Annotated in this window: 26 protein-coding genes; 18 read left to right on the forward strand and 8 right to left on the reverse strand. The window is 59.0% G+C overall.

The annotated features are described in order from the left end of the window. Positions 1-51 precede the first annotated feature (51 nt). Positions 52-1,428 (forward strand): MATE family efflux transporter, encoded by a 1,377-nt coding sequence (locus ACR0MI_RS00650; RefSeq protein WP_170619122.1) that lies wholly within the window; start codon positions 52-54, stop codon positions 1,426-1,428. On the opposite strand, the gene ACR0MI_RS00655 is transcribed toward ACR0MI_RS00650, so the two are convergent. Then, entirely contained in the window at positions 1,429-1,830 is a 402-nt protein-coding gene (locus ACR0MI_RS00655) for a hypothetical protein (RefSeq protein ID WP_170610121.1), read from the reverse strand. Between the two features lie 13 nt (positions 1,831-1,843). Then, a complete protein-coding gene (locus ACR0MI_RS00660) occupies positions 1,844-3,046 on the reverse strand; it encodes a pyridoxal phosphate-dependent aminotransferase (RefSeq protein WP_170610123.1) in 1,203 nt (400 codons plus the stop codon). A gap of 91 nt (positions 3,047-3,137) precedes the next feature. Here ACR0MI_RS00660 and ACR0MI_RS00665 point away from each other — a divergent pair, with 91 nt between their 5' ends. The 7 genes from ACR0MI_RS00665 to ACR0MI_RS00695 all read left to right on the forward strand — a co-directional run bounded on the left by ACR0MI_RS00665 (position 3,138) and on the right by ACR0MI_RS00695 (position 8,146). Further along, the gene (locus ACR0MI_RS00665; RefSeq protein ID WP_170610125.1) at positions 3,138-3,530 is read left to right on the forward strand and encodes a helix-turn-helix domain-containing protein; all 393 of its coding nucleotides are present in this window, start codon (positions 3,138-3,140) and stop codon (positions 3,528-3,530) included. Continuing rightward, a complete protein-coding gene (locus ACR0MI_RS00670; protein WP_170610127.1) occupies positions 3,527-3,784 on the forward strand; it encodes a succinate dehydrogenase assembly factor 2 in 258 nt (85 codons plus the stop codon). The genes ACR0MI_RS00665 and ACR0MI_RS00670 overlap by 4 nt, the downstream gene beginning before the upstream one ends. A gap of 78 nt (positions 3,785-3,862) precedes the next feature. Beyond that, positions 3,863-4,360 carry a winged helix DNA-binding protein gene (locus ACR0MI_RS00675; RefSeq protein WP_170610129.1) on the forward strand — a complete coding sequence of 166 codons (498 nt, stop codon included), beginning with the start codon at positions 3,863-3,865 and terminating at the stop codon, positions 4,358-4,360. 387 nt (positions 4,361-4,747) lie between these two features. Further along, positions 4,748-5,743 carry a tRNA dihydrouridine(20/20a) synthase DusA gene (gene dusA, locus ACR0MI_RS00680; protein WP_480853369.1) on the forward strand — a complete coding sequence of 332 codons (996 nt, stop codon included), beginning with the start codon at positions 4,748-4,750 and terminating at the stop codon, positions 5,741-5,743. Positions 5,744-5,777: 34 nt separating this feature from the next. Next, complete coding sequence (locus ACR0MI_RS00685; protein ID WP_170610131.1) at positions 5,778-6,602, forward strand: sulfite exporter TauE/SafE family protein; 825 nt, start codon at positions 5,778-5,780, stop codon at positions 6,600-6,602. After that, on the forward strand, positions 6,596-7,381 hold the full coding sequence (locus tag ACR0MI_RS00690; protein WP_170610133.1) for a hypothetical protein: 786 nt from the start codon (positions 6,596-6,598) through the stop codon (positions 7,379-7,381). The genes ACR0MI_RS00685 and ACR0MI_RS00690 overlap by 7 nt, the downstream gene beginning before the upstream one ends. Positions 7,382-7,417: 36 nt before the next feature. Then, positions 7,418-8,146 carry a SpoIIAA family protein gene (locus ACR0MI_RS00695; protein ID WP_170610135.1) on the forward strand — a complete coding sequence of 243 codons (729 nt, stop codon included), beginning with the start codon at positions 7,418-7,420 and terminating at the stop codon, positions 8,144-8,146. 138 nt (positions 8,147-8,284) lie between these two features. Here the strand turns inward: ACR0MI_RS00695 and ACR0MI_RS00700 are convergent, their stop codons facing one another. From ACR0MI_RS00700 to ccmI, 3 genes are read right to left on the reverse strand one after another with little or no spacing between them, the layout of a single operon-like run. Further along, on the reverse strand, positions 8,285-8,518 hold the full coding sequence (locus ACR0MI_RS00700) for a DUF1289 domain-containing protein (RefSeq protein WP_170610137.1): 234 nt from the start codon (positions 8,516-8,518) through the stop codon (positions 8,285-8,287). Between the two features lie 17 nt (positions 8,519-8,535). Next, on the reverse strand, positions 8,536-9,000 hold the full coding sequence (gene ruvX, locus ACR0MI_RS00705; protein ID WP_170610139.1) for a Holliday junction resolvase RuvX: 465 nt from the start codon (positions 8,998-9,000) through the stop codon (positions 8,536-8,538). Next, on the reverse strand, positions 8,997-10,226 hold the full coding sequence (gene ccmI, locus ACR0MI_RS00710) for a c-type cytochrome biogenesis protein CcmI (RefSeq protein WP_170816610.1): 1,230 nt from the start codon (positions 10,224-10,226) through the stop codon (positions 8,997-8,999). The genes ruvX and ccmI overlap by 4 nt, the downstream gene beginning before the upstream one ends. A 176-nt stretch (positions 10,227-10,402) precedes the next feature. Here ccmI and ACR0MI_RS00715 point away from each other — a divergent pair, with 176 nt between their 5' ends. The 4 genes from ACR0MI_RS00715 to ACR0MI_RS00730 all read left to right on the forward strand — a co-directional run bounded on the left by ACR0MI_RS00715 (position 10,403) and on the right by ACR0MI_RS00730 (position 15,707). Next, positions 10,403-11,647, forward strand: a complete 1,245-nt coding sequence (locus tag ACR0MI_RS00715; RefSeq protein ID WP_170610143.1) for a sarcosine oxidase subunit beta family protein — start codon at positions 10,403-10,405, stop codon at positions 11,645-11,647. A gap of 89 nt (positions 11,648-11,736) precedes the next feature. Next, the gene (locus ACR0MI_RS00720; RefSeq protein WP_170610145.1) at positions 11,737-12,066 is read left to right on the forward strand and encodes a sarcosine oxidase subunit delta; all 330 of its coding nucleotides are present in this window, start codon (positions 11,737-11,739) and stop codon (positions 12,064-12,066) included. Positions 12,067-12,133: 67 nt separating this feature from the next. Next, positions 12,134-15,148, forward strand: coding sequence for a sarcosine oxidase subunit alpha family protein (locus ACR0MI_RS00725; RefSeq protein WP_480853376.1), 3,015 nt, complete (start codon positions 12,134-12,136; stop codon positions 15,146-15,148). Then, complete coding sequence (locus ACR0MI_RS00730; RefSeq protein ID WP_170610149.1) at positions 15,141-15,707, forward strand: sarcosine oxidase subunit gamma; 567 nt, start codon at positions 15,141-15,143, stop codon at positions 15,705-15,707. The genes ACR0MI_RS00725 and ACR0MI_RS00730 overlap by 8 nt, the downstream gene beginning before the upstream one ends. Before the next feature lie 51 nt (positions 15,708-15,758). On the opposite strand, the gene ACR0MI_RS00735 is transcribed toward ACR0MI_RS00730, so the two are convergent. Both ACR0MI_RS00735 and ACR0MI_RS00740 read right to left on the reverse strand, forming a co-directional pair. Next, positions 15,759-16,145, reverse strand: coding sequence for a hypothetical protein (locus tag ACR0MI_RS00735; RefSeq protein WP_170816608.1), 387 nt, complete (start codon positions 16,143-16,145; stop codon positions 15,759-15,761). 102 nt (positions 16,146-16,247) lie between these two features. Next, positions 16,248-17,009: an FkbM family methyltransferase gene (locus ACR0MI_RS00740; RefSeq protein ID WP_480853379.1), complete on the reverse strand. Its 762-nt coding sequence runs from the start codon at positions 17,007-17,009 to the stop codon at positions 16,248-16,250. Between the two features lie 101 nt (positions 17,010-17,110). Here ACR0MI_RS00740 and ACR0MI_RS00745 point away from each other — a divergent pair, with 101 nt between their 5' ends. The 3 genes from ACR0MI_RS00745 (at position 17,111) to ACR0MI_RS00755 (ending at position 19,275) form a co-directional block, all read left to right on the forward strand. Further along, positions 17,111-17,710 (forward strand): superoxide dismutase, encoded by a 600-nt coding sequence (locus tag ACR0MI_RS00745; protein WP_170325347.1) that lies wholly within the window; start codon positions 17,111-17,113, stop codon positions 17,708-17,710. Positions 17,711-17,713: 3 nt separating this feature from the next. Further along, entirely contained in the window at positions 17,714-18,595 is an 882-nt protein-coding gene (locus ACR0MI_RS00750) for a metallophosphoesterase (protein WP_170610154.1), read from the forward strand. A gap of 221 nt (positions 18,596-18,816) precedes the next feature. Then, positions 18,817-19,275, forward strand: a complete 459-nt coding sequence (locus tag ACR0MI_RS00755; RefSeq protein WP_170610156.1) for a host attachment family protein — start codon at positions 18,817-18,819, stop codon at positions 19,273-19,275. A gap of 54 nt (positions 19,276-19,329) precedes the next feature. Here the strand turns inward: ACR0MI_RS00755 and ACR0MI_RS00760 are convergent, their stop codons facing one another. Then, a complete protein-coding gene (locus tag ACR0MI_RS00760; protein ID WP_170610158.1) occupies positions 19,330-19,881 on the reverse strand; it encodes a TIGR00730 family Rossman fold protein in 552 nt (183 codons plus the stop codon). Between the two features lie 126 nt (positions 19,882-20,007). On the opposite strand from ACR0MI_RS00760, the gene ACR0MI_RS00765 reads away from it, so the two are divergent. The 3 genes from ACR0MI_RS00765 to ACR0MI_RS00775 all read left to right on the forward strand — a co-directional run bounded on the left by ACR0MI_RS00765 (position 20,008) and on the right by ACR0MI_RS00775 (position 23,843). After that, positions 20,008-21,483 carry a LysM peptidoglycan-binding domain-containing protein gene (locus ACR0MI_RS00765; protein ID WP_170816607.1) on the forward strand — a complete coding sequence of 492 codons (1,476 nt, stop codon included), beginning with the start codon at positions 20,008-20,010 and terminating at the stop codon, positions 21,481-21,483. A 79-nt stretch (positions 21,484-21,562) separates the two neighbouring features. Then, positions 21,563-23,368: an ABCB family ABC transporter ATP-binding protein/permease gene (locus tag ACR0MI_RS00770; RefSeq protein WP_170610162.1), complete on the forward strand. Its 1,806-nt coding sequence runs from the start codon at positions 21,563-21,565 to the stop codon at positions 23,366-23,368. Between the two features lie 64 nt (positions 23,369-23,432). Beyond that, complete coding sequence (locus tag ACR0MI_RS00775; RefSeq protein WP_170610164.1) at positions 23,433-23,843, forward strand: DUF2147 domain-containing protein; 411 nt, start codon at positions 23,433-23,435, stop codon at positions 23,841-23,843. Positions 23,844-23,872: the final 29 nt, after the last annotated feature.

Below are 23,872 nucleotides of genomic sequence, written 5' to 3' on the forward strand. Positions count from 1 at the left end.
TTCGCTGATCGGCTCTTGTCCCTGACGATGGCCGGGCCTATGGCTGTTGCGATGAGCAAAGTCATGTCATATCCCGGCCATTTTCGCGCGATTGCCGTTCTGGGCCTGCCCCTGATCGGCGGGCATCTTGCGCAGTATGCGATCGGCCTGACCGATACCATCATGCTGGGATGGTACGGGGTCGAAGCGCTGGCGGCGGTGACGTTGGCCAGCAGCTACTACTTTGTTCTGTTCCTGTTCGGCGCAGGGTTCGGCTTGGCGGTCATGCCCATGGTCGCAACGGCCGCGGCGGAGGAGAACGAAACCAGCATCCGAAGATCAACCCGCATGGGGTTGTGGCTGTCGCTGATTTACTCGGCCCTGATCATGCCGCTGCTTTGGTGGTCCTATCCCATACTGATCGCCCTGAAGCAGGAGCCGGAGGTTGCTCAAACAGCCTCGGAGTACTTGCGTGTCGCAGGGTGGGGGATCATCCCGGCGCTATTGGTCATGGTGCTGAAGTCTTATCTGGCTGCGTTGGAGCGTACACAGATCGTCTTGTGGATTACCGTTGCCGCTGCCCTGGTGAACGCGGTGACGAACTACGCGCTGATCTTTGGCAATTGGGGGGCTCCGGAACTTGGTGTCATGGGGGCCGCCATCGCATCGGTTGTGACGCAGATCGTTTCGTTGATTTGCGTCATCTACTATGCGGTACGCGTTTTGCCTGAACACAGCCTGTTTCAGCGTTTCTGGCGGCCGGATTGGGAAATGTTCCACAGTGTTCTGCGGTTGGGCGTTCCTATCGGCCTGACCATGCTGGCCGAGGTTTCCCTGTTTGCCACTTCGGCCCTGATGATGGGATGGATCGGGCAGGTTCCGCTGGCCGCGCACGGTATTGCGCTGAACCTCGCCTCGGCAACGTTCATGGTTCATTTGGGCCTTTCAAACGCCGCCACCATAAGGGCAGGCAACGCGCTGGGCCGGAAGGATCGAGCGCACCTGGAAAAAGGCGCGATTGCCGTAACCGGGATGTCGCTGGTTGTGTCAGTGCTGACGATCATCCTGTTTCTGACCTGCGCCGAACCGTTGATTTCGCTGTTCATGGAAGCGGACAACCCCGAGCGTCCGCAGATTCTGGCGATCGGCACCGGGCTTCTGGCCATGGCGGCCCTGTTCCAGCTGGTTGATGGCGCTCAGGTCATCGCGCTGGGCCTGTTGCGCGGTGTGCAGGACGCCAAGATCCCCATGGTGATGGCCGCGCTCAGCTATTGGGTGATCGGCATTCCAGCCTCTTACTACTTTGGCTTCATGCGGGGTATGGAGGGTATCGGAGTTTGGCTTGGCCTTGTCATTGGGCTGGCCTGCGCTGCGGTGATGCTGATGGCCCGTTTCTGGCTCAGGTCCGTGCGTGAGGTCGGGTTGCCTGTCGAAAGACCGGCGGCCTGATCAGTTTTTGTTCAGGCGATCGGCCTTCTTCCTTACAAGCACAGTCCGCAGGTCGTGCATCGCCATCAGCAACCGATCGCTGACATCTTCAAGCTGTTCTTCCGTGGCCTTGGACTGGGCCCACTGTGTCGTCAAGTTCAGGTAGTCGACCGCGCGGTGAATGTCGTCAATGTCACGTTCCGCCAACAGGGCTTTACGTTCTGTCATCCAGCGTTGGATTTCGGCCTTGTCAGCATCGGAAAGCGTGTGCTGTCCATGCGGTCTGACGTCGTCATTGCGGATGTTGATAACGGCGATCTGATCCATTTCGATCCGGCGATGTCGATTTGCCGTATCAATTTTGAACACAACCGCTCCGTTTTCGCGGACGCGGAAATAGTATTCCGGCAGGTCTGTCGACAAGATTTTTCTCCGATCAGGTCAGTGCGGCGCAAAACCGTTGAATGCGGGTACACGCCTCTTTCAGGGCCGCGTCCGAAGTCGCGTAGCTGATCCGGAAATTCGGCGAAAGCCCAAAGGCCGCACCAAAGACAACAGCGACGTCCGCTTCCTCCAGCAATGCGGTGGCAAAGGTTTCGTCACTGTCAATCAGGGTACCTGCAGGGCTGGTCTTTCCGATCAGACCTGCGATGGACGGGTACACATAGAACGCGCCTTCGGGCGTGGGGCAGGAAATGCCGTCGATTTCATTCAGCATCTCGACGACCAGATCGCGGCGTCGTTTGAAGGTCTCATTGTTGGGGGCCAGAAACGCCTGGGTGCCGTTCAGTGCCTCAACCGCGGCCCATTGGCTGACCGAACACGGGTTCGAGGTGGATTGCGACTGGATTTTGCGCATGGCCGCAATGATCTCGACCGGGCCCGCGGCGTAACCGATCCGCCAGCCGGTCATGGCATAGGCTTTGGATACGCCGTTGCAGGTGAGCGTACGGTCATACAGTCCCGGCTCAACCTCAGCAGGGGTGCAGAACTCGAACCCGTCATAAGCCAGGTGCTCATACATATCGTCCGACATGATCCAGACATGCGGGTGGCGCATCAGCACATCGGTCAACGCCTTCAGTTCTTCCCGGCTATATCCGGCCCCAGTTGGGTTCGATGGAGAGTTGAAGATGAACCACTTTGTCTTCGGCGTGATCGCGGCCTCAAGCTGTTCGGCGGTCAGCTTGAAATTGTTTTCGAGTTTGGCTTCGACCACAACCGGCGTGCCCCCGGCCAAAAGCACCATGTCCGGGTAGCTGACCCAGTACGGCGCGGGGATGACAACTTCGTCGCCCGGATTCATCGTCGCCATCAGCGCGTTGTACAGCGTCTGCTTGCCGCCCGTTCCGACCGAGATCTGCGCCGGTGTGTAATCAAGCCCGTGATCGCGCTTCATCTTGGCGCAGGCCGCCTGCTTGAGTTCGGGGATACCGTCGGGCGCGGTATACTTGGTCTTGCCGGCGGCAATGGCAGCGACCGCCGCGTCCTTGATGTTCTGCGGGGTGTCGAAATCCGGTTCGCCCGCGCTGAGGCCAATGACGTCGCGTCCGGCGGCCTTCATTTCAGCCGCCTTTGCCGTCATCGCGATTGTGGGCGAAGGTTTTACGCGTGACAGTGTCGCAGACAGGAAACTCATGAGTGGCCTCGGTTTGTATGTTTTGTCTGTCTGTCATAGGGTGCGCCCGAATGACGATCAAGCGCTATGAAGAATAGATTTGGAGCCCCAGATGACTGAAGAATACGACTGGTTCGGACCGGATGCAGCAACGTTTGGGGATCGTCTGGCAGGCGCGCGCGAAGCGGCCGGGATGTCACAGTCTGAGATGGCCCGCAGGCTGGGTGTCAAAAAGGCGACCATTGTTGCGTGGGAGAACGATCTGTCCGAACCGCGCGCGAACCGTCTGTCGATTATGGCGGGCATGGTGAATGTCTCGATCATGTGGTTGCTGACCGGAGAAGGTGAGGGGATGGGCGCCCCCTTGGAGGAGGATGCCGAAAGTCTGGAGTTGGCAGGCGTCGCCGCCGAGTTGCGCGCAATTCGCGGCGAAATGCGCGCCAGCGCCGAACGCGCGGCGCGTCTTGAGAAAAAGATCCGCCTGATGTTGGAGCCTCAACAGTGACGGAAACACGCGATGTTCGGATCAAGCGTATGAAAATGCGCTCGATGCGGCGGGGGATCAAAGAGATGGATCTGATCCTGTCGGCCTATGCCGACCGCAACCTTGCGGGCATGGATACGGTCGGTCTGGATGCCTACGATGCGCTGCTGCACGAAAACGATCAGGACCTTTATCAATGGGTGACTGGGCAGGCCAGGCCTCCTGACAACTTTGCAGACCTGATCGCGGATATCGCGCAGACCTTTCAAAAGTAACGGAAAATCCCGCTTAACCGATTTTTCGGGAATTCGGTTCATCGTGTCAGAAACTGCGCGACTGAATCGGAGGGTCGGATGAGTATGGAATTGCAGGTTTCCGCGCCGGGAACCAAAGGGTTCATGACCAGCTATCTTGAGGCGCTGGCCCTTGTCGAACGGCTGCATCGGTTGCTGCTGGATGTCATCAAGGATGAATTCGAACGTGTCGGTGTGCTGGAAATCAATGCGGTGCAGGCGCTTCTTCTGTTCAATATCGGCGATCACGAGGTGACGGCGGGCGAACTAAAAAGCCGGGGTTATTATCAGGGCAGCAATGTCAGCTACAACCTCACGAAACTGGTCGAAATGGGTTACATGCATCACCAGAGATGCGAGATTGACCGGCGGTCCGTCCGGGTGCGCCTGACCCCACGCGGCCGAGAGGTTCGCGACATCGTGGCCGAGCTGTTCTCGCGCCATGCCGAAGGCTTGCAGAGCCGTGGTGTTCTGGAATTTGACGGGATCGAACATATCACCACCTCACTGCGCCGGGTCGAGCGATACTGGACCGATCAGATCCGCTATATTTACTAAGCTTTCGGACACGTCGCTCGGCAAAAGGTGAACGCCAGGTATCGGAGTGCAATCCAAGCTCTAAGGGTGCTGACCGGAACGTCGTATTCGCGGCAAATAGCGACTGAAGGTCGAGGGCCGGACAACTTCGAGCCCTCTCAACAAAAAGCCCAGTACGCTAACTGGGCATCTTCCTTCCGTGGTTTGATCGCCGGCCTTCGGGCAAATTTGAGTAAAACCTTGAGCGTGATGGGTACCGGATCACATCGCGTTCAAGTCGCTGTTCGCTCTCACCGAATATGCTACACCGTGGCACGCTCGAATCAGAAACCCCAGTGCTCCGGAACCGGCAAGACAGGCTGGCCAAATCTCGGGGCGCTTTGCTTGCACGAACACGGAGCCAGCGCATTGACGAAAAACGCACAGAAAGCAGCGCGTCTGAGCGTGGCCCCCATGATGGACTGGACAGACCGGCATTGTCGGTTTTTTCATCGGTTGCTCAGTCGTCAAACCCTGCTTTATACGGAAATGGTGACCGCCCCGGCATTGGTCCGGGGTGGGGCACTTCATTTGCTGGACTACAGCCCGCAGGAGCACCCAGTTGCCCTGCAACTGGGCGGGTCGGGTCCTGAAGAATTGGCACAAGCAGCGCGCTTGGGCGCGGAAGCCGGGTATGATGAGGTTAACCTGAATTGCGGCTGCCCTTCCGATCGGGTTCAGTCGGGCACGTTTGGGGCGGTGTTGATGAAGGACCCCTCTCGCGTCGCCGAATGCGTGGCGGCGATGATTGATGCTGTCGATATCGAAGTTACCGTCAAATGCCGCCTTGGTGTCGATGATCAGGAAGCCGAAGAAGTGCTGCCTGCGTTTCTGGAGGCAATCCGCGCGGCAGGCTGCGGTCGTGTTACGATCCACGCGCGCAAGGCCTGGCTTCAAGGGCTCAGCCCAAAGGAAAACCGCGATATTCCGCCGCTGGACTGCGGTCTGGTGCATCGGATGAAAGCGGCTTTTCCTGATCTGCATGTCTCGATCAACGGCGGTATCACCTCGCTGAAACAAGCGAGGGAGCATCTGGACGCCGGGCTGGATGGTGTGATGATCGGACGTTCGGCCTATCATCAGCCCGCCGACATTCTTTGCGATGCTGACCCGCTGATCTTTCAAACAGGACTTGCCACTGACCCGTTTGAAGTTGTCCATGAAATGGTGCCTTATGTCGAAAAACACCTTGCCGACGGTGGGCGACTGCACCAGATCACGCGTCACATGCTGGGCCTATTCGCCGGACGACCCGGTGCGCGGGCATGGCGACGCGCACTGTCCGAGGGGGCAGTACATTCCGGGGCCGGGCCCGAGGTGATGCTGCAGGCGCTGGAACAGGTTGCGCCACTGGCTGAGGTTTAAACGAAATCCGGTTTGACACCGGTTTGGGGGGACAATGCCCGAGACGATGTTGCTGGCCCAAATGCTGGGCCTTTTGCTTGTGATCGGGGCCCTGGCCGGAGTGCTGGCCGGGTTGCTGGGAGTCGGGGGCGGAATTGTTCTGGTACCTGCGTTTTTCTATGCGTTTCAGACGCTTGGATATGGCGGGCCGCAACTGATGCAGCTGTGTCTGGCGACGTCTCTGGCCACGATCATCGTCACGTCTGTCCGGTCCGTGCTTGCGCACAACAAGAAAGGCGCGGTGGACTGGGATATCCTGCGCGGATGGGGCGTTGGTATTGCTATTGGTGCCGTTCTGGGTGTGCTGGTGGCTTCGGCCTTGCGAACAGAGGCGCTGCAGGCCCTGTTTGGGATACTCGGCATGGTCATCGGGGCTTATCTGGGGCTGGGCCGGTCAGAATGGCGGCTGGGTGACGCCATGCCGATAGGGATGCGCCGTGCGGTTCTTTCGCCATCGGTCGGCTTTTTGTCCGTGCTGATGGGGATTGGCGGTGGCAGTTTCGGTGTGCCTTTGATGAGCCTTTTCAACACCCCCATTCACCGCGCCGTGGCCACTGCCGCCGGGTTCGGCGTGATTATCGCCGTGCCATCGGTCCTGGGCTTTCTGTTTGTGGAAATCCCGGTCGAGCATCGTCCGCCTCTGACAATCGGGGCGGTTAATCTGGTTGCATTTGGCGTGGTGGTCGCAATGACGATGATAACGGCGCCCTGGGGGGTGAAACTGGCCCACGCGATGGATCCCAAACCCCTAAAACGGGTTTTTGCCGTGTTTCTGACACTGGTCGCCCTCAACATGCTTCGCAAGGCGGTGGGATGGTAGACCATTTTCAAGATAAGGGCTGGATCTCGTTTCCTTATGATCCGGTTCTGGCCGAATGGGTTGAAGAGGCTTTGCCTGCTGCCCGAAGCTCGGTCTCGGACCCGGCGCACGCTCCGTGGCTCGATTGCGAGGGGACGTGGTTCATCGGCGTCGATGCTCTGACCAATGATCGCCAGGGCAGGGTGGGGCGTTCATTGCCGCTGGCCGGGCATGCGATGGACTTCATCACTGGGCAGTACGGTGTTCTGCCGCTGCACAAAGGGCAGGTCTCGGTCATCTACCCCGGCTACCCGCGCCCCCGACGTGGCGAAAGCGAGGCGGCCGCACGGTACAGGCGAAACAAGGATGCCGCCCATGTGGACGGACTGCGCCCCTCTGGCACTGGCCGACGCCGCCATGTGGATGAGCCGCACGCATGGATTCTAGGAATACCGCTGAACAAAGCCAGCGCCGATGCTTCGCCGATGGTTCTGTGGGAGGGGAGCCACAAGATCATGGGGGCGGCCTTTCGGAACGCCATGGCCGGACACCCGGATGAGGCACTGCATCAGATCGACGTGACGGAAATCTACCAGACGGCACGACGAGAAGTCTTCGACACATGTCCGCGAATCGAACTGCCGGCGGCACCGGGCGAGGCTTATCTTTTGCATCGACACTGTCTGCATGGGGTCGCCCCGTGGGCTGAAACCGCAAGTTGTGGACCCGACGGACGGATGATCGCCTATTTCCGCCCTGAATGTGCCGGGGGTGTAGCCGAGTGGCTCGAAACTCCGTAACGTCCTGCCATTGTTTAGCTTTGGAGGATTTTCGGTATGATGACCGTCCACACGAATTCTGATGGCGTACAGATTGAAGTTGAACTGTCTGGCCAGATCACTGCCGACGACTATGCTTCGACCCTTGTTCCGGCCATCGAAGCTGCTTTGACCGAGCATGACGCGGTTCGCCTTCTGGCGATCGTGCATCCGGAGTTCAAAGGTTACGACCTTGGAGCCGCGTGGTCTGACACCAAACTTGGTCTGAGCCATTGGCGCGGCTTCGACCGGATCGCAGTGGTGGCGGATCAGGGCTGGGTTCAGACAAGCATCCGGCTGGCAGCTCCGATCCTGCCGTGCCCGGTGCAGGTGTTCGAGATGACCGAGTTGGAAGCCGCGCGGCGCTGGATGCGCGAATCCCTCGGGGCCATTCATGTCACAGATCTGGGCGGCCCGTGTATTCAGATTTCCTTGATGGGCAAGTTGGACCCCGATGAATACAAGCAGGCCGAGACCGATCTGGACAGCCTGCTTCGCGAGCGTGACGGGTTCAGGTTACTGATCGATCTGCGGGAATTTGATGGCTGGCAAGGGCTGACGGCACTGGCTGCACATTTCCGTCTGGCGCAGGGGCATATCGGGATGCTTGATCGCGCAGCAATTGTTGGCGACAAGGGCTGGCAGAGGATTGCGCAAAAAGTGGCAAGCCACGTGTTGGGAGCGCGAACGCAGTATTTCCCATCGGACGAAATCGAAAACGCAAAATCCTGGCTTACGGCTGGCTGATCCCTTCGCGGAGAGACAACTGAACTGATCGCGCCGCTGTGCTGGCCACTCACTCACGATCCGCGAACTCAACCCCCTCGGAGTTCACCCGGCCCGAAGCGGCGCAGCTTTAGATCGGTCTATTCTGGAATTGAAGTGTCAGCCTTTGTTCAGACGGGCAGCGCGGCCACCACGCCGTTTCGCGAGACGCGGTTTACGAGCCGGCAGGTCTGTCATGATTTCCGCCCGCTCGCTGCTTTCCATCTTGGACCAGCGCGAAATCTCGTCAAGGGTGCGGTAGCATCCTGTGCAGATACGTTCCGTCGGGTGCACAACACAGATCTGGACGCAGGGGCTTTCCACCTCATTCCTTTTCCAAACCATGTTTGTCATCGCGCCAACCAGCCTTTTTAAAGAAAGCGCAACCTGTCGAGCGCTCCTTGCAAAATATAACCAGCAGCGACGTGATCAATAACCTGTCCGCGACGTTTTCGTGTCGTATCCGCCTCAAGCAGTGCCTTTTCTGCCGCAACTGTGCTTAATCTCTCGTCCCAAAAACCGATGGGAAGGTCCGTCAGGCGCGACAGATTCCGGGCAAAAGCGCGGGTTGACTGGCATCGGGGGCCTTCAGTTCCGTCCATGTTTTTGGGCAGGCCCAGAAGTATTCCTCCGATTTCGCGGTCAGCAACAATTTCCAGAAGCCGCGCGGAATCGAGCGTGAATTTCTTGCGCCGGACCGTTTCGAGCGGGCTGGCCACGCCGCGCATCCGGTCCGAAACCGCCACGCCGATCGTCTTCTCGCCAAGGTCCAACCCCATGAGCGCCGTCATCGGGGCCAGCGCGGCGGCGAAATCTTCGAACTGATCGTGGATCATGGTTCCAGACCTGCCCTTCGGGCGGCCGTGGCCAGCATGTCCAGCGCATCGGCATTGCCGGCGAAAACAGATTGCGCTTCGTCGTATATTCCGCTTGCCCGTTCCGCTTCGCCAAGAACGCCCAGTGCTGCAATCAGGCGGGCCCATTCTTCGGGCGATCCGCCTTCGGTTGCCAGCCGGTCCGACAACTGGTTGACCATTCCGCGGATCATGTCCTGACGTTCTTCCGGCGTCAGTTCCGCTGCTGCGTCGACAGCGGCCTGATCAGGGCCTGGCGCGGTGGAAGGTGCCGGGATTTCCGGAGCATTGAAAACGCCCGCCCTGAAGGCCAGTTCGTCAATTTGGGCGCGGATCGCATCTGCCCAGGGTGCGCCGGCGGGCGCTTGGGCCAGTGCATCGGCCCAAAGCCGGTAGGCCAGGTCGGGTCGTCCGGTCTGCACAAGCATCTGCCCCCAATAGTACCGAGCAGGTCCATGAAGCGGGTCGCGATCCAGCGCCTGTTTCAGCGCGTCCTCAGCCTCGGGCGAAACATATCCGCCTGCGGCCAGAATCATCATCTCGGCCAGGTGGGAATAGGCATCCGCTGGCGCTGCATCACCCGACAGTTCGATCACGCGTTGCTGCGCCTTGTAAGCAGCCTGAAAATTGCCTGCGTTGGCCTCATGTTGGGCCAGCAGTATGTGACCCTGCAAGTCGTCGGGCCGGCTAGCAACGGTTTCGCGCAACTGGCCCAGCAGTTCGACATAGCTTTCTTCCAGCTGAGGCGCCGGCGCGTGTGGTGTCGACGCTTCAAATTCGGCCTGAGCCGGACGATCGGCGCGCAGGCTCTTGGCCATTTCCAGTCGCATTTCCAGTGGTTGATCCGGCAACCCGTTGGCACCGAGTTGACGATAAAGCCCCATTGCACCACCCACCAGAACAAGCGCCACGACAACAAGTGATCCGACCGTAACGGCACGCGACGGGCCGTTGCCCGCTGCAGACTGCTGCATCTGCGCATCCGCAGCCAGAATGCGACGAGAGATTTCGGTGCGTACCCTGTCGGCATCCGCTGCTGGGATTACACCCCGGGCCAGGTCCCGGTCCACGCCCGCCAACTGTTCACGGTAGACGCGCAGGTCGTAGGCCGCGGCAGGTTCGCGGTTTTTCCTGTTGCGCAGCATGGAATATCCCAAAAACACGGCAATCAGCAGTGCAGTCAGTAAGATCAGGACCCAGAACGTCATAGTATCTCCGAAACGCTTGCCCTGACTTAGACCCGCTGGCCGCCCGACAAAAGGGACAAATGGCCGCGAATGGCGTACATGTCGCAATAGTGCGATATTGCGGCGTTGTGCGGCAGGGGTAAACTGTCGCCACAGGTCATATCTGCGCCCAATCACCGAACCGGATGGATTCGCTTATGAAACACTATTCAGCCTTTGCCGTTGCGCGCGAAGCGCTTCGTTACCACACAGGATGGGAACGCGCCTGGCGGTCGCCCGAACCCAAGAAACGCTACGACGTAATCATCGTTGGTGCGGGGGGACATGGCCTGGCCACTGCATACTACCTGGGTAAGAATTACGGCATCCAGAACGTGGCCGTGATTGAAAAAGGCTGGCTGGGCGGTGGTAACACCGGCCGGAACACGACGATCATCCGCTCGAACTATCTGCAGGACCCGTCGGCGGCGATCTACGAAAAGGCGCGCAGCCTCTATGAGGATTTGAGCCAGGACCTTAACTATAACATCATGTTCAGCCCGCGCGGCGTGATGATGCTGGCGCAGACACAGCACGAGATCCGCGGCTATCAGCGCACAGCACACGCCAACGCCTTGCAGGGCGTCAAGACCGAGTGGATTACGCCTGAACGTGTCAAGGAATTGGTGCCGATCATCAATCTGGACGGCCCGCGCTATCCGGTTCTGGGCGCGCTTTGGCAGGAACGCGGCGGTACCGCACGCCATGACGCGGTGGCGTGGGGCTATGCCCGCGCCTGTTCCGCGATGGGCATGGACATCATTCAGCAGTGCGAAGTCACGGGCGTCCGTTCGGACAATGGCCGCGTGGTTGGTGTCGATACCACCAAGGGCGCCATTGACTGTGACAAGCTGGGCATCGTTGTTGCCGGGCACTCGGGGCAACTGGCCGAGATGGCAGGCTTCCGCCTGCCGCTGGAAGCCATCGCGCTGCAGGCGCTGGTGTCAGAGCCGATCAAACCCTGCATGGACGTTGTCGTAATGGCCAACACCGTGCACGGCTACATGTCTCAGTCCGACAAGGGCGAGATGGTGATCGGCGGCGGAACCGACGGGTTCAACAACTTCACCCAGCGTGGATCGTTCCACCATATCGAGGAAACGGTGCGCGCGCTGGTCGAGACCTTCCCGATGATCTCGCGTCTCAAGATGCTGCGCCAATGGGGCGGGATCGTGGATATGACCGGCGACCGCTCGCCCATTCTGTCGAAAACACCGCTGCAGGGCTGCTTTATCAACGGCGGCTGGGGCACGGGCGGCTTCAAGGCGATCCCGGGTTCGGGCTGGGGCATGGCACAGCTGATGGCCACCGGTCATTCGCCGCTGACCGAAGCCTTCTCGCTGGACCGCTTCAAAGAGGGCCGCTTCATCGACGAAAGCGTCGCCGCCGGGGTGGCGCATTGATGGAGATTTTTCGCCGAAAAATCGTCTCTGCCCCTGACTACGAATTGCGCGGACGTCAAACGACGGCTTGCTGCTGAAAGGATGACAAAATGCTGATCCTGAATTGCCCCTATTGCGGCGTTGACGCCGAAGAAACCGAACTGGCCGCTGGTGGCGAGGCTCATCTGAAGCGCTTTGGCCCCGGCTCGTCGGATGACGAGTTCCACGACTATCTGTTCATGCGTGAAAACCCCAAAGGCGTGCATTTCGAACGCTGGCGGCACGCCAATGGCTGCGGCAAGTGGTTCCACGCCGCGCGTTGTACGCAAACGCTCGAAGTGTTCGGCACCTACACCGCTCAGACCTCCGAGCCGCCGCAAGACATCAAGGACGCCATCACCGCAAAACGGCCCGGCTGGACGTGGAGAGAGTTCTCCTGATGCTTCGCCTTTTTAAAAATACTCCCGCCGGAGGCTCCGAAACCTCCACCTGCGAAAGGTCCGCAAAATGAGCACCCGTCTCGCAAAACTAGGCCGACTGATTAACCGGTCGAAACAGGTCACCTTTACTTTCAACGGCACCGCGATGCAGGGCTACGAAGGCGATACGCTTGCCTCGGCCCTTCTGGCTAATGATCAGATGATGATGGGCCGGTCGTTCAAATATCACCGTCCGCGTGGCGTCGTCGCCAGCGGGGCCGAGGAACCGAACGCTCTGGTCGGTCTCGGGCAGGGCGGCCGCTTCGAGCCGAACCAGCGTGCCACCACGACCGAGCTGTTCAACGGCCTGACCGCGATCTCGCAAAACCACTGGCCGAACCTGGAATTCGACATCGGTGCCGTCAACACTCACCTGTCGCGGTTCCTGCCGGCCGGCTTCTACTACAAGATGTTCATCCATCCCAAGCCGTTCTGGAAGCATGTCTACGAACCGTTCATCCGCCAGTCCGCCGGTCTGGGCAAAGCGCCGGACAAGGAAACCAAGGACGCGGACACCTATGAACACTTCCACGCCTTCAACGATGTTCTGGTGATCGGCGGCGGCGTGGCCGGTCTTCAGGCGGCCAAAGCAGCGGCGCAATCCGGTGCCAAGGTTCTGCTGATCGAGCAGACTGCACATTGGGGCGGTCGCGCTCCGGTTGACGGCGGAACCGTCAATGGTGAGCCTGTGGATAAGTTCGTGGAACAATTGGTTTCCGAACTCGAAACAATGAGCAACGTTACCATGCGGTCCCGTTGCATGGGCGCAGGGGTTTATGACCATGGTTACGCATTGGGTTACGAGCGTCTGAACGATCACAAACCGGGCACGCAAGGCCCGCGCCATCGCTTGTGGCGGATCCGGGCCAAACAGATCGTGACTGCAACAGGCGCGATCGAGCGTCCGCTGTCCTTTGCCGGTAATGACGTGCCGGGTGTGATGTTGGCTTCGGCCATGCGCGACTATGTGATCAATTGGGGTGTGACCCCCGGCGAGCGTGTCATCGTCGCCACCAACAATGACGATGCTTATCGCACGGCGATCCTGATGAAACAGGCGGGTGTCGACGTCCTGCGCGTTGTCGATGCACGTACATCTGCCGGGCCGTTGGCCGAAGAGGCGCGTCAGCTTGGCATCCGTGTCGATCCGGGCAAGGCCATCGCCAAAGTCAAAGGCGGCAAACGTGTCAAGAAAGTTGCGATCTGCAATCAGGAAGGCATCGGCGGCGCTCGCGAAGAAGTTGAGTGCGATGCGGTTGCCATGTCGGGGGGCTGGTCTCCGGTGGTTCACATGTGGTCGCATTGTGGGGGCAAGCTGATCTGGGATGAGGCGCAAGCCCATTTCCGTCCCGATCCGGCGCGCCCGCCTCTGGGTGCAAACGGTGAAGGTTTCGTTCTTGCCGCGGGTTCCTCGAACGGTCCTCTGGCGCTGGGCGAGGTGCTGTCCGATGCCCATGCCGCTGGCAAAGCGGCGGCCAAGGCGGCCGGGTTCAAACCGAAGAACACCAAGGCCCCTGCTGGGGAAGCTACCGGCGAAGCGGCGATGGAAGCTGTCTGGCTGATGCCTGCCAATGCCGAAATCCAGCTGCGTATGAAATCCTGGCTCGACTTCCAGAATGACGTCAAAGTTTCCGACGTCCAGCTGGCTGCGCGTGAAGGGTACGAAAGCGTTGAACACACCAAGCGTTACACCACGCTGGGCATGGCGACCGATCAAGGAAAGCTGAGCAATATCAACGGTTTGGCAATCCTGGCTGATGCGCTGGAATCCGAAATTCCGAAGGTCGGCACCACAACCTTCCGCCCGCCCTATACCCCCATTTCGATGGGCGCGATCGGCGGCGAAGCGCGTGGTGAAGTGTTCCAGCCGATCCGCCAAACACCGATGCACAACTGGCATGACAAGAACGGCGCCGACTGGGAGCCGGTCGGCCACTGGCGCCGGACCTACGCCTACGTGCGTCCCGGAGAGTCCGTGCATGACGCGGTCAATCGCGAGGTCAAGAACACCCGCGAAAACCTTGGCCTGCTTGATGCATCGACGCTGGGCAAACTGATTGTCAAAGGCCCGGATGCCGGCAAGTTCCTCGACATGATGTACACCAACATGATGTCCACGCTGAAGGTCGGCAAATGCCGCTATGGCCTGATGTGCTCGGAAAACGGTTTCCTGATCGACGACGGCGTTGTTGCCCGCGTCGACGAGGACACATGGCTGTGCCACACCACCACCGGCGGGGCCGAGCGTATCCATGGGCACATGGAAGAGTGGCTGCAGACCGAATGGTGGGACTGGAAAGTCTTCGTGGCCAACGTGACCGAGCAATACGCGCAGGTCGCCGTGGTCGGCCCCAACGCCCGCAAGGTGCTTGAGAAGCTGGGCGGCATGGACGTCAGCAAAGAAGCGCTGCCGTTCATGGAATGGCGTGATGGCAAGATCGGTGACTTCAACTGCCGCGCCTACCGCATTTCGTTCTCGGGTGAGCTGTCCTATGAAATCGCGGTACGGGCCTCTCAGGGGCAGGCTTTCTGGGACGCGCTGATGGAGGCAGGTAAAGAGTTCGGCGTGATGCCTTACGGCACCGAATGTCTGCACATCCTGCGGGCCGAGAAAGGCTTTATCATGATCGGCGACGAGACCGACGGCACCGTGATCCCGCAGGATCTGGGGCTGCACTGGGCGCTGTCGAAAAAGAAAGAGGACTATCTGGGCAAACGCGCCCATTCGCGAAGCCACATGGCCGATCCTGAACGTTGGAAACTGGTCGGGCTTGAGACTGTGGATGGATCGGTTCTGCCGGATGGTGCCTACGCAGTGGGTGAGGGCGTCAACGCCAACGGTCAGCGCAATATGATCGGACGCGTGACCTCGACCTATTACTCGGCCAACCTGGACAAGGGCATCGCCATGGGTCTGATCAAACACGGGCCTGACCGGATGGGTGAGATTGTCGAGTTCCCGGGAACGGATGACAAAGTCTACAAAGCCAAGATCGTGGATCCGATCTTCTACGACAAGGACGGGGAGAAGCAGAATGTCTGAACCCATCAGCGCACTGAATCACGCAAGCTTCGACGGCATTGCCAAGGTCGAGGAATGCGGTCTGCAGGGTATGATCACTCTGCGCGGCGACCTGTCCGACAAGGTGCTTGCCAAGGCGGTCAAAGACGCCACGGGCCAAAAGGTTCCTGGCCAGCGCGAGGCTTTGGTGAACGGCGATACCGGCGTTTGCTGGATGTCGACCGACGAATTGCTGGTGCTGGTGCCCTACGCCGAGGTCGAAGCCAAGCTGGCCGCGATGACCAATGCCCTGAGCGGCACACACGCCCTGGCCGTCAACGTCTCGGATGCCCGCGCAGTGTTCCGCATCTCGGGCGGCAGCGCTCGCGAGGTACTGGGCAAGCTGGCTCCGGTCGAGTTCTCGGAAGAGGCATTCCAGCCCGGCCAAATTCGGCGCTCGCGTCTGGCACAGGTGGCAGGTGCGTTCTGGATGGATGACACCGAAACCTTCCGGGTGGTTTGTTTCCGGTCCGCCGCAGATTATGTGTTCAAACTGCTGAAAGTCGCGGCGCAGCCGGGCAGTGAAGTTGGGGTTTACTGACCTCTGCCTAAGTGCAGTTGAAATAGAAGCCCCGGGTCATCCGGGGCTTTTTTATTTGACCAACGCGCAGTTTCCGGTCCCGTAAGGTTTGTTTGATGCACTTACGTTGCCAAAGCTGCCGCGGACTTTGATCTTGTTTTTGGCTTGATCGAGGTTTGCCTGATACCGCATGCGCACCGCCTGACCGTCCGAACTCGGCAATGTGACCTTCCAGCTCATCTGGTAAATGTCGTTTCTGCGGGTATTCAGGTTTGCGTCCATCCAGTCGTGGTAGTTACTGACGACCTTCGCTTTGTTGGCTTCTTGATCAATGCGAAAGTAGTATTCCGGTGCGATCCAGCCTTCCCGACCCTTGACCTTGCAATGATATGTCAAATCTTCAGCCGCTGCCGTCTGAGCGGCAAAAGCCGCAACGATAAATCCAAATAGTCGTTTCATTTCTTATCTTATTCATCAATAAGTTAATGGCGGAAGGAAACGGGTTTGGCTCGGGGAAACGAGCAGAACCGCACGTAAAATGAGAAGGTGGATTGTCGCATTCTACCCGTGCAGAACAATCGCGCGATAGCGTGTCAATTCTTCGGGTTTGAGCATTGTCTGAACGTCTGCCGGTTGCCCGCTTTCGTCACAAGCATTGGAGTAAAAGGAAAGGCTTTCCAGCAGCTCGGATGTGCGGGTCAGGCGATCTTCGTCGGCCAACAGGGGGGAGTGGAGAGAGAGATACAGTGCAGGCCGCACCTTTTCCAACCATGACAACAGGGTTGGCAGTACGAAGAACTCGGCCCCTTCGATATCCATTTTGACCAGTGACACGCCAGACAGATCATTAACCGCCTCGAACTGATCCCAGGCAATGGTCAGCGCATCGCTGCCATGTGCGCCGTCATGAAGCAATGAACTGGTGGAATCGCCGGGCTCTCCGCGCAGGGATGCCATGCGGGCCACACCGAACTGGTCTGACAGCGCCACACCAAAGGCCGACACGTTGTGGATGTCGTTCAGGTCCAGATTCCACGCCAGATGTCGGTAGGCCGTCGGGTCCGGCTCGAAACACCAGACATGCCGCGCCTTGCGTGCGCCATAAAGGACGGTGGGGCCAATCCACGCACCGATGTCAAGGTAATCGCTGCCCGGCGTCAGGTACTCATCAAGGACGGCGAAGGTCTCGGGTTCCCAGTCACCCGCAGACGCCTCGCGCCAGAATTTCGAATGATAGGGGTCCAGACGGAACGGCTCGCCGTTCAGGTTGCCCGCATAGTATCCGCGGGCGCGGTAGAACATCTTGCGGGCCTGTGTCAGCATCGTCTGCCTCCGGGTTTTCTTGTCTCGGCTCTTGACCTGCGGCGGCTGCCAAAGCATTTAACCTTGGGAACCGCAACTTACATTTTAAACAGGGGGCCGATATGGCTTTTGAACTTCCTGATCTTCCTTATGCACATGACGCGCTGGCAGCCAAGGGTATGTCCGCGGAAACACTGGAATATCACCACGACCTGCACCACAAGGCCTATGTCGACAACGGCAACAAGCTGATCGCCGGGACAGAGTGGGACGGAAAGTCGCTGGAAGAGATCATCGTTGGCACCTACGACGCAAACGCAGTCGCACAGAACGGTATCTTCAATAACATCAGCCAACTGTGGAACCACAACCAGTTCTGGGAAATGATGGGCCCCGGCGGCAACGCTATGCCCGGTGAACTGGAGAAGGCGCTGACCGAAAGCTTCGGCTCGGTTGACGAATTCAAGTCGCAGTTCAGCGCCGCTGGAGCAGGTCAGTTCGGCTCGGGCTGGGCGTGGCTGGTCAAGAACGCGGACGGTTCGCTGGCCGTGACCAAGACCGAAAACGGCGTGAACCCGCTGTGCTTTAACCAAACCGCACTGCTGGGTTGCGATGTGTGGGAGCACTCCTACTACATCGACTTCCGCAACAAGCGTCCGGCTTACCTTTCGAACTTCCTCGACAATCTGGTGAACTGGGAAAACGTTGCATCGCGGATGTAATCATTGACCCGACGAGGGTTCATACGGGGTCTGCTGGCGGTTACGCTGGCAGGCCTTTTTACTGCGGCTTATGGCTTTTTCATCGAGCCGGCCTTGCGGCTGCGCGTACGTAAATGGCGCCTAAAACGAACCGACTGGACTGCGCCCCCGGTTCGTATTGCGGTTCTGGCTGATCTGCATGTCGGAGAGCCGATGATCGGGCTTGACCGCATTCGCCAGATCGTGCGGCGCACCAACGCATTGGCGCCGGATCTCATATTGCTGCTTGGGGATTACTCGGCAGACCTGAAAACCTTCATGCAGCCGGTCAGGCCGGACGATCTGGCCGACGTTCTTTCTGATCTTGATGCGCCGCACGGGGTGTTTTCGGTGTTGGGCAACCACGACTGGTGGGATGACCGGCAGGCTCAGTTAAGGGGTGGTGGGCCGAATATCTACGCCGAGGCGCTGGGACGCAAAGGCATCACGGTTCTGTCGAACACTGCGATCAAGCTTGAGGCGTTAGGATTCTGGCTGGCCGGGCTTGAGGATCAGTGGGCTATCCGGCGCAAAGGCGGCGGGTATCAGGGGCTGGATGATCTGCCGGGCACCTTGAGTCAGGTAACGGACGATGCGCCGGTCGTGATGATGGCGCACGAACCGGATATTTTTCCAAAAGTACCAAAGGAAGTTGCGCTTACCCTGTCCGGGCATACTCATGGCGGACAGGTGCGCCTGTTTGGCTGGTCGCCCGTGGTACCATCCCGCTATGGCAATCGGTACGCCTATGGGCACGTGCAGGAAAACGGGCGGGATCTGGTGGTTTCAGGCGGTATTGGCTGTTCAATCCTGCCCGTGCGGCTGGGGGTCACGCCTGAGATTACAGTGATCGAAATGTCGGCCTGATCCTTTTCTTAGCGCTGGTGAAAACCTGCCGATACGTCGACTTTTGCCTTCGCCGGGATTGTATCGCGCCCCGCAGACCCTACGTAAAGTAGGCGGCAGGAGAGAGCTGCAAATCAAATAGACAAGCGACAGTAAGCGCGCCAATCCACTGTTGGCACGCTACAAAAGACTTGTGCCCAAAGGGCGGGGGGCGACCTCAACGGCCGATACAGGAGATCACTATGGTCGCAATTGAACAGGGAACATGGGTTATCATCGCAGACGGGGAAAAGGCGCTGGTGATGGAAAACATCACAGACGCCGAAGATCCCAATCTTGTCGTCGTCTCGGTTGAAGAGCAGGACACAGCGGACAACAAACCCAAGGACAGGGCAGGACGCCGGTTCGATTCCGGGCCGAACCAGAAGTCGGCCATGGAAGAGACGAACTGGAAAGCCCACGCCAAATCCTTGTTCGTTCAGGATGTGGCGGATTTGCTGAATCGAAAGGGGTTGAAAGGTGCGTTCAAGCGGCTTGTTCTTGTCGCCAGCCCTCATGTTCTGGGCCTGTTGCGCCGCCGCCTGCACAGCGAAGTGCTGGCCAAAGTGGTCGCCGAGGTCGACAAGACCCTGACAAACCACCCGTTGCACAAGGTCGAACAGGTTTTGCGTCAGCGATTGGCAAAGCCTGCGGTTTCCTGACTATTTTTTTCCCCGGGAGGCCAAACGGTCCCCCGGGGTTCCGAACATCCTAAGTTAAGTCAGAAGCGAACGCAGGCCCTCAATGGCCCCTGTTGGGGAGTCCACCCAGGTCAGGAACTCGCCTAGCGATGGATCGGCAAATTCCTGATCCATGACCTGCGCGACCAGTTCGCGCAGCTTGTCCCAGTATCCATCAACATTCAGGATCAGGATGGGTTTGTCGTGCAGGCCTAGCTGCCGCCATGTCAGGGCTTCGAACAGTTCGTCCAGCGACCCGGGGCCACCCGGCAGAACGACAACCGCGTCTGCATTCATGATCATGACCTTCTTGCGCTCGTGCATGGTCTCGGTGATCACGAAATGGGTCAGGTCGGTCTTGCCGACCTCGCGCCGGACCAGATGCACCGGGATGACACCGAAAGTTTCCCCTCCGGCGGACTGCGCCGCGCGCGCGACCTCGCCCATCAGCCCGACATCTCCGGCACCATAAACCAGACGCCAGCCTTCATTTGCCAGCAATGTGCCGAACGCTTCGGCGGCTGCGGCATAGGTGGGATTTGTGCCATTGCGTGACCCGCAATACACACAGACTGATTTCTGAGACATCAGATGGGTTCTCCGGGCTTGTGTCTGAGGTTTTGACCCCTGATAGCGGGATTGATAGGTTGCCTCAACCGTCAGGCAGAATGTGTGAAAGTCAAAGCATTTGCGCTGCGGAGTGAAAGGAAAAGAATGGACGCCAAGTCGGGAAGCGGAAGCTCTGGAAACTTCCTCTGGGGATTGATCGCTGGAATTGCAGCTCTGATCGGAGCGGGAGGTTTGTATCTGTCCGGCATTTTTGGCGATGAACAGGACACTCCGGTGCCTCAGCAGACCGAACTCGCTGCCGAAGCGCCACAGGAAGATGTCACCACCGAAGCAGAAGAAACCGCTGAAAAGTCTGTGCAGCCTGCGGAAACGGCGGAGCCTGAGCAGTCTGTAGATCAGGCCGGGCAAGGCGATAGCCAACCGGAACCAGCGGGCGAGGAAAAGGCTGAGACCGGGGAGGCAGTTGAACCTGCGCCCACGCCGGTCATCGCGCCTGCTCTGGATCAGGTTTTCATAGAAACGGACGGGAACGCCCTGTTGTCCGGCACCGCCGAACCGGGTTCCGAAATCCGCGTGTTGCTGGATGGAGAGCCTGTGCACAGCTTCACGGTCGATGCCAGCGGGCAATTTGCCGAGTTTCTGGTGATCCCGTTCTCCGATATCGCAAGGGGCTTGGTGCTTGAGACATCCGACGGAGCCACGGCGTCGCGTTCGGATGATTACCTGATAGCGGCGCTGCCCGCGCCCGAGCCGCAACAGACCGAGGTGGCTTCGGCCGAGCCGTCAGAGGAAGCCGGAGCGCAAACGGTTGAGCCCGGTGCATCCGAAGTGGAAGTCACGGAACCCGAACCGACCGAGACCGCAGCAGCGGAAGACACGGGAACAGACCAACAGCCTGTGATTTCGCAAGAGGAGCAGACGGCTGAGGCATCTTCTGAGGATCAGCCCCAGCCCGAATCCGAAACGGCAGATACTGAAACCGCCGAAACCGACACCGCAGAAACTGAACAGGCAGAAACTAAACCTATCGTATCTGAACCGGCAGCCGAGGCTTCTCAGGATCAGCAGGTCGCCGTATTGCGGTCTGGTGAAGAAGGTGTCGAACTGGTGCAGCCTCCGGCGACGCAAACTCAGCAGCCGGATCAGATTGCTTTGGATACAATCGGCTATTCGGAAACCGGCGAAGTCGAGCTGACGGGGCGTGCGCAGGGCGGATCGGCTGTGCGCCTTTATCTGGACAACCGCCTTGTCGGCGATCTTCCGTCTGCGGAAGACGGAAAATGGCGGGGCGAGATCGAGGGTATCGACCCAGGTATCTATACATTGCGGGTGGATGAGGTAGCCCCCGACGGAACTGTCGTCAGTCGACTGGAAACCCCATTCAAGCGAGAGCCAATCGAGACGCTGCAAGCCGCTGATCAGTTGGATGAAGCGGATGCCGAGAGCCAAACCGCCGCAATCCGGTCGGTCACGGTTCAGAAAGGCGACACACTCTGGGCGATTTCGCGGGAACGTTTTGGTGACGGTATTCTCTACGTCAAACTTTTCGAGGCCAACCGCGACTCGATCCGTGATCCGGACCTGATTTATCCGGGTCAGATCTTTACCATTCCCGAATGACCACCCGGCTCTGGCCCTTTTGGGGGCGGGGGACTATTTCTGATCTCAGGACAGACACGTGAAGCGACGGACAGCCCAAATGCAATCTGATAACGGGTCAGAACCTGACGAACGGCGCTCTGGCTGGCGCACGATCCGAAAGGTTTCACCTTACCTGTGGCCCGATGACGAGCCGTGGGTAAAGCGCCGCGTTGTTCTGGCGCTGACGATGCTGGTCGTGGCCAAGCTGATCGCGGTATATACGCCGATTCTGTACAAGGGCGCGGTCGATGCGTTGGCGGGCGAAGGTGTGCCGCCCATAGCGCTTGGTGCTGTCGGGCTGACGGTGGCCTATGGCGTCGCGCGGATGATGACCGTTGGGTTCCAGCAATTGCGCGATGCGGCTTTTGCACCGGTTGGACAGCGTGCTTTGCGTGCGCTTGCGCTGGAAACCTTCCAGCATATCCACCAATTGTCCATGCGCTATCACGTGACACGCCGAACAGGCGGCCTGAGCCGGATTATCGAGCGGGGCGTCAAAGGGGTAGAGTTCCTGCTGCGGTTCCTGTTGTTTTCGATTGGGCCGCTGATCCTGGAACTGCTGCTGGTTGCGATCATCCTGATGTGGCTGTTCGACGTGTGGTACCTGGTTGTCGTCGCCGTCACCATCACACTTTACATTTGGTTCACGTTCGCGGTGACGGAATGGCGGGTCAAGCTGCGCCGCGAGATGAATGATCAGGACACCGAAGCCAATCAGCGCGCTATCGACAGCCTGCTGAACTTCGAAACCGTCAAGTATTTCAATGCGGAGATGCGCGAATCCGAACGGTATGACGTTTCGATGAAGGCTTATGCAAAGGCCGCGCTCAAGACCGCTTATTCGCTGGCCTTTCTGAATTTTGGACAGTCCTTCCTGATCACCTGCGGGCTGATCGGTGTCATGGTTCTTGCGGCCATCGGCGTGCAGAACGGAGGCCTGACGGTGGGCGATTTCGTGATGGTGAACGCCTACATGATCCAGATCACCGTGCCGCTGAATTTCCTGGGCACGGTCTATCGCGAAATCCGCCAGTCTCTGGTGGATATGGGGCAGATGTTCGATCTGCTCGAACAGCCCGCCGAGGTAACCGACAAGCCTTGTGCACCCAATTTGAAGGTGAATGGCGGCGAGGTGACGTTGGAAGATGTGCGGTTCGGGTATGAGGCCGACCGGGAAATCCTCAAAGGGGTATCCCTGACCGTACCGGCAGGGCAAACCGTTGCAATCGTCGGGGCGACTGGGTCCGGCAAGTCGACCATCGGGCGGCTTTTGTTCCGGTTCTACGATGTCACCGGTGGCGCGCTGAAAATCGACGGACAGGATGTCCGCGATGTCAGTCAGACCAGTCTGCACGCGGCCATCGGTGTCGTGCCGCAAGACACCGTGCTGTTCAATGACACGATCCGCTACAATATTGCTTATGGCCGCGAAGGGGCCAGCCAGTCCGACGTGGAAGAGGCCGCGAAAGCTGCTCAGATACACGACTTCATCGCCAGCCTGCCTGACGGCTATGACACAAAGGTTGGCGAGCGGGGGCTGAAACTGTCAGGCGGTGAGAAGCAGCGCGTTGGTATAGCGCGCACCTTGCTGAAGAATCCGCCGATTTTGTTGTTGGATGAGGCGACCTCGGCGCTGGATACCGACACCGAACAGGACATCAAGGACGCCCTAGCGCGGGCGGGAGAGGGGCGGACTGTGCTGACCATCGCTCACCGCCTGAGCACGATTGCCGAAGCGGATCGCATCGTTGTGCTGGAACGGGGCGAGATCCTGGAACAGGGCACGCATGACGAGTTGCTCTCTCGAGCCGGGCGCTATGCGCAGCTATGGAACCGGCAGCAATCGGACACGCAGGCTGCCTGACGCGCGTTGTGTCCGGCAGGATGATTTTGTGATAAAATAAGCCTGTTCTTACAGGAGATTTCCGATGCGTCGATTTGTTCGAAAAGGCACAATTGCGGGCATACTTGCCGTGGCAATCAACCTTCCCACACTGGCCGCAGCTGATCCGATCGAAGGCGTCTGGAAGACCGAGCCGGATCGAAAGGACTTGATCTCGCACATCAAGATTACGGCGTGTGGCGGCAAGTTTTGCGGTCAGATTTTGTCGGCCTATGACAAATCCGGAAAAGAGGTGCAGACGCCCAATATCGGGAAGAAACTGTTCTGGGATGTGTCCAGCGAAGGTTCGGGCACATATGGCGGCGGAGAGTTCTGGGTGCCACTACTGGATGTCGAGGCGGTGCCTCAGATGACGTTGCAGGGCGACACGCTCAAGGTCAAAGGATGTGAACATCACCTTTGTGGCCATCAGACCTGGACACGATTGCAGAATTGAAAAGGGCCGGTGTTGGCCGGCCCATGATC

This window comes from Ruegeria sp. D4, from assembly GCF_056534475.1.

Coding starts and splice junctions, on each gene's coding strand:
- ACR0MI_RS00650 (WP_170619122.1), top strand. CDS start 52: ATGAGCAAAGTCATGTCATATCCCGGCCATTTTCGCGCGATTGCCGTT.
- ACR0MI_RS00660 (WP_170610123.1), bottom strand. CDS start 3,046: ATGAGTTTCCTGTCTGCGACACTGTCACGCGTAAAACCTTCGCCCACA.
- ACR0MI_RS00665 (WP_170610125.1), top strand. CDS start 3,138: ATGACTGAAGAATACGACTGGTTCGGACCGGATGCAGCAACGTTTGGG.
- ACR0MI_RS00675 (WP_170610129.1), top strand. CDS start 3,863: ATGAGTATGGAATTGCAGGTTTCCGCGCCGGGAACCAAAGGGTTCATG.
- ACR0MI_RS00685 (WP_170610131.1), top strand. CDS start 5,778: ATGCCCGAGACGATGTTGCTGGCCCAAATGCTGGGCCTTTTGCTTGTG.
- ACR0MI_RS00690 (WP_170610133.1), top strand. CDS start 6,596: ATGGTAGACCATTTTCAAGATAAGGGCTGGATCTCGTTTCCTTATGAT.
- ACR0MI_RS00695 (WP_170610135.1), top strand. CDS start 7,418: ATGATGACCGTCCACACGAATTCTGATGGCGTACAGATTGAAGTTGAA.
- ACR0MI_RS00700 (WP_170610137.1), bottom strand. CDS start 8,518: ATGACAAACATGGTTTGGAAAAGGAATGAGGTGGAAAGCCCCTGCGTC.
- ruvX (WP_170610139.1), bottom strand. CDS start 9,000: ATGATCCACGATCAGTTCGAAGATTTCGCCGCCGCGCTGGCCCCGATG.
- ccmI (WP_170816610.1), bottom strand. CDS start 10,226: ATGACGTTCTGGGTCCTGATCTTACTGACTGCACTGCTGATTGCCGTG.
- ACR0MI_RS00715 (WP_170610143.1), top strand. CDS start 10,403: ATGAAACACTATTCAGCCTTTGCCGTTGCGCGCGAAGCGCTTCGTTAC.
- ACR0MI_RS00720 (WP_170610145.1), top strand. CDS start 11,737: ATGCTGATCCTGAATTGCCCCTATTGCGGCGTTGACGCCGAAGAAACC.
- ACR0MI_RS00725 (WP_480853376.1), top strand. CDS start 12,134: ATGAGCACCCGTCTCGCAAAACTAGGCCGACTGATTAACCGGTCGAAA.
- ACR0MI_RS00730 (WP_170610149.1), top strand. CDS start 15,141: ATGTCTGAACCCATCAGCGCACTGAATCACGCAAGCTTCGACGGCATT.
- ACR0MI_RS00735 (WP_170816608.1), bottom strand. CDS start 16,145: ATGAAACGACTATTTGGATTTATCGTTGCGGCTTTTGCCGCTCAGACG.
- ACR0MI_RS00740 (WP_480853379.1), bottom strand. CDS start 17,009: ATGCTGACACAGGCCCGCAAGATGTTCTACCGCGCCCGCGGATACTAT.
- ACR0MI_RS00745 (WP_170325347.1), top strand. CDS start 17,111: ATGGCTTTTGAACTTCCTGATCTTCCTTATGCACATGACGCGCTGGCA.
- ACR0MI_RS00755 (WP_170610156.1), top strand. CDS start 18,817: ATGGTCGCAATTGAACAGGGAACATGGGTTATCATCGCAGACGGGGAA.
- ACR0MI_RS00760 (WP_170610158.1), bottom strand. CDS start 19,881: ATGTCTCAGAAATCAGTCTGTGTGTATTGCGGGTCACGCAATGGCACA.
- ACR0MI_RS00765 (WP_170816607.1), top strand. CDS start 20,008: ATGGACGCCAAGTCGGGAAGCGGAAGCTCTGGAAACTTCCTCTGGGGA.
- ACR0MI_RS00770 (WP_170610162.1), top strand. CDS start 21,563: ATGCAATCTGATAACGGGTCAGAACCTGACGAACGGCGCTCTGGCTGG.
- ACR0MI_RS00775 (WP_170610164.1), top strand. CDS start 23,433: ATGCGTCGATTTGTTCGAAAAGGCACAATTGCGGGCATACTTGCCGTG.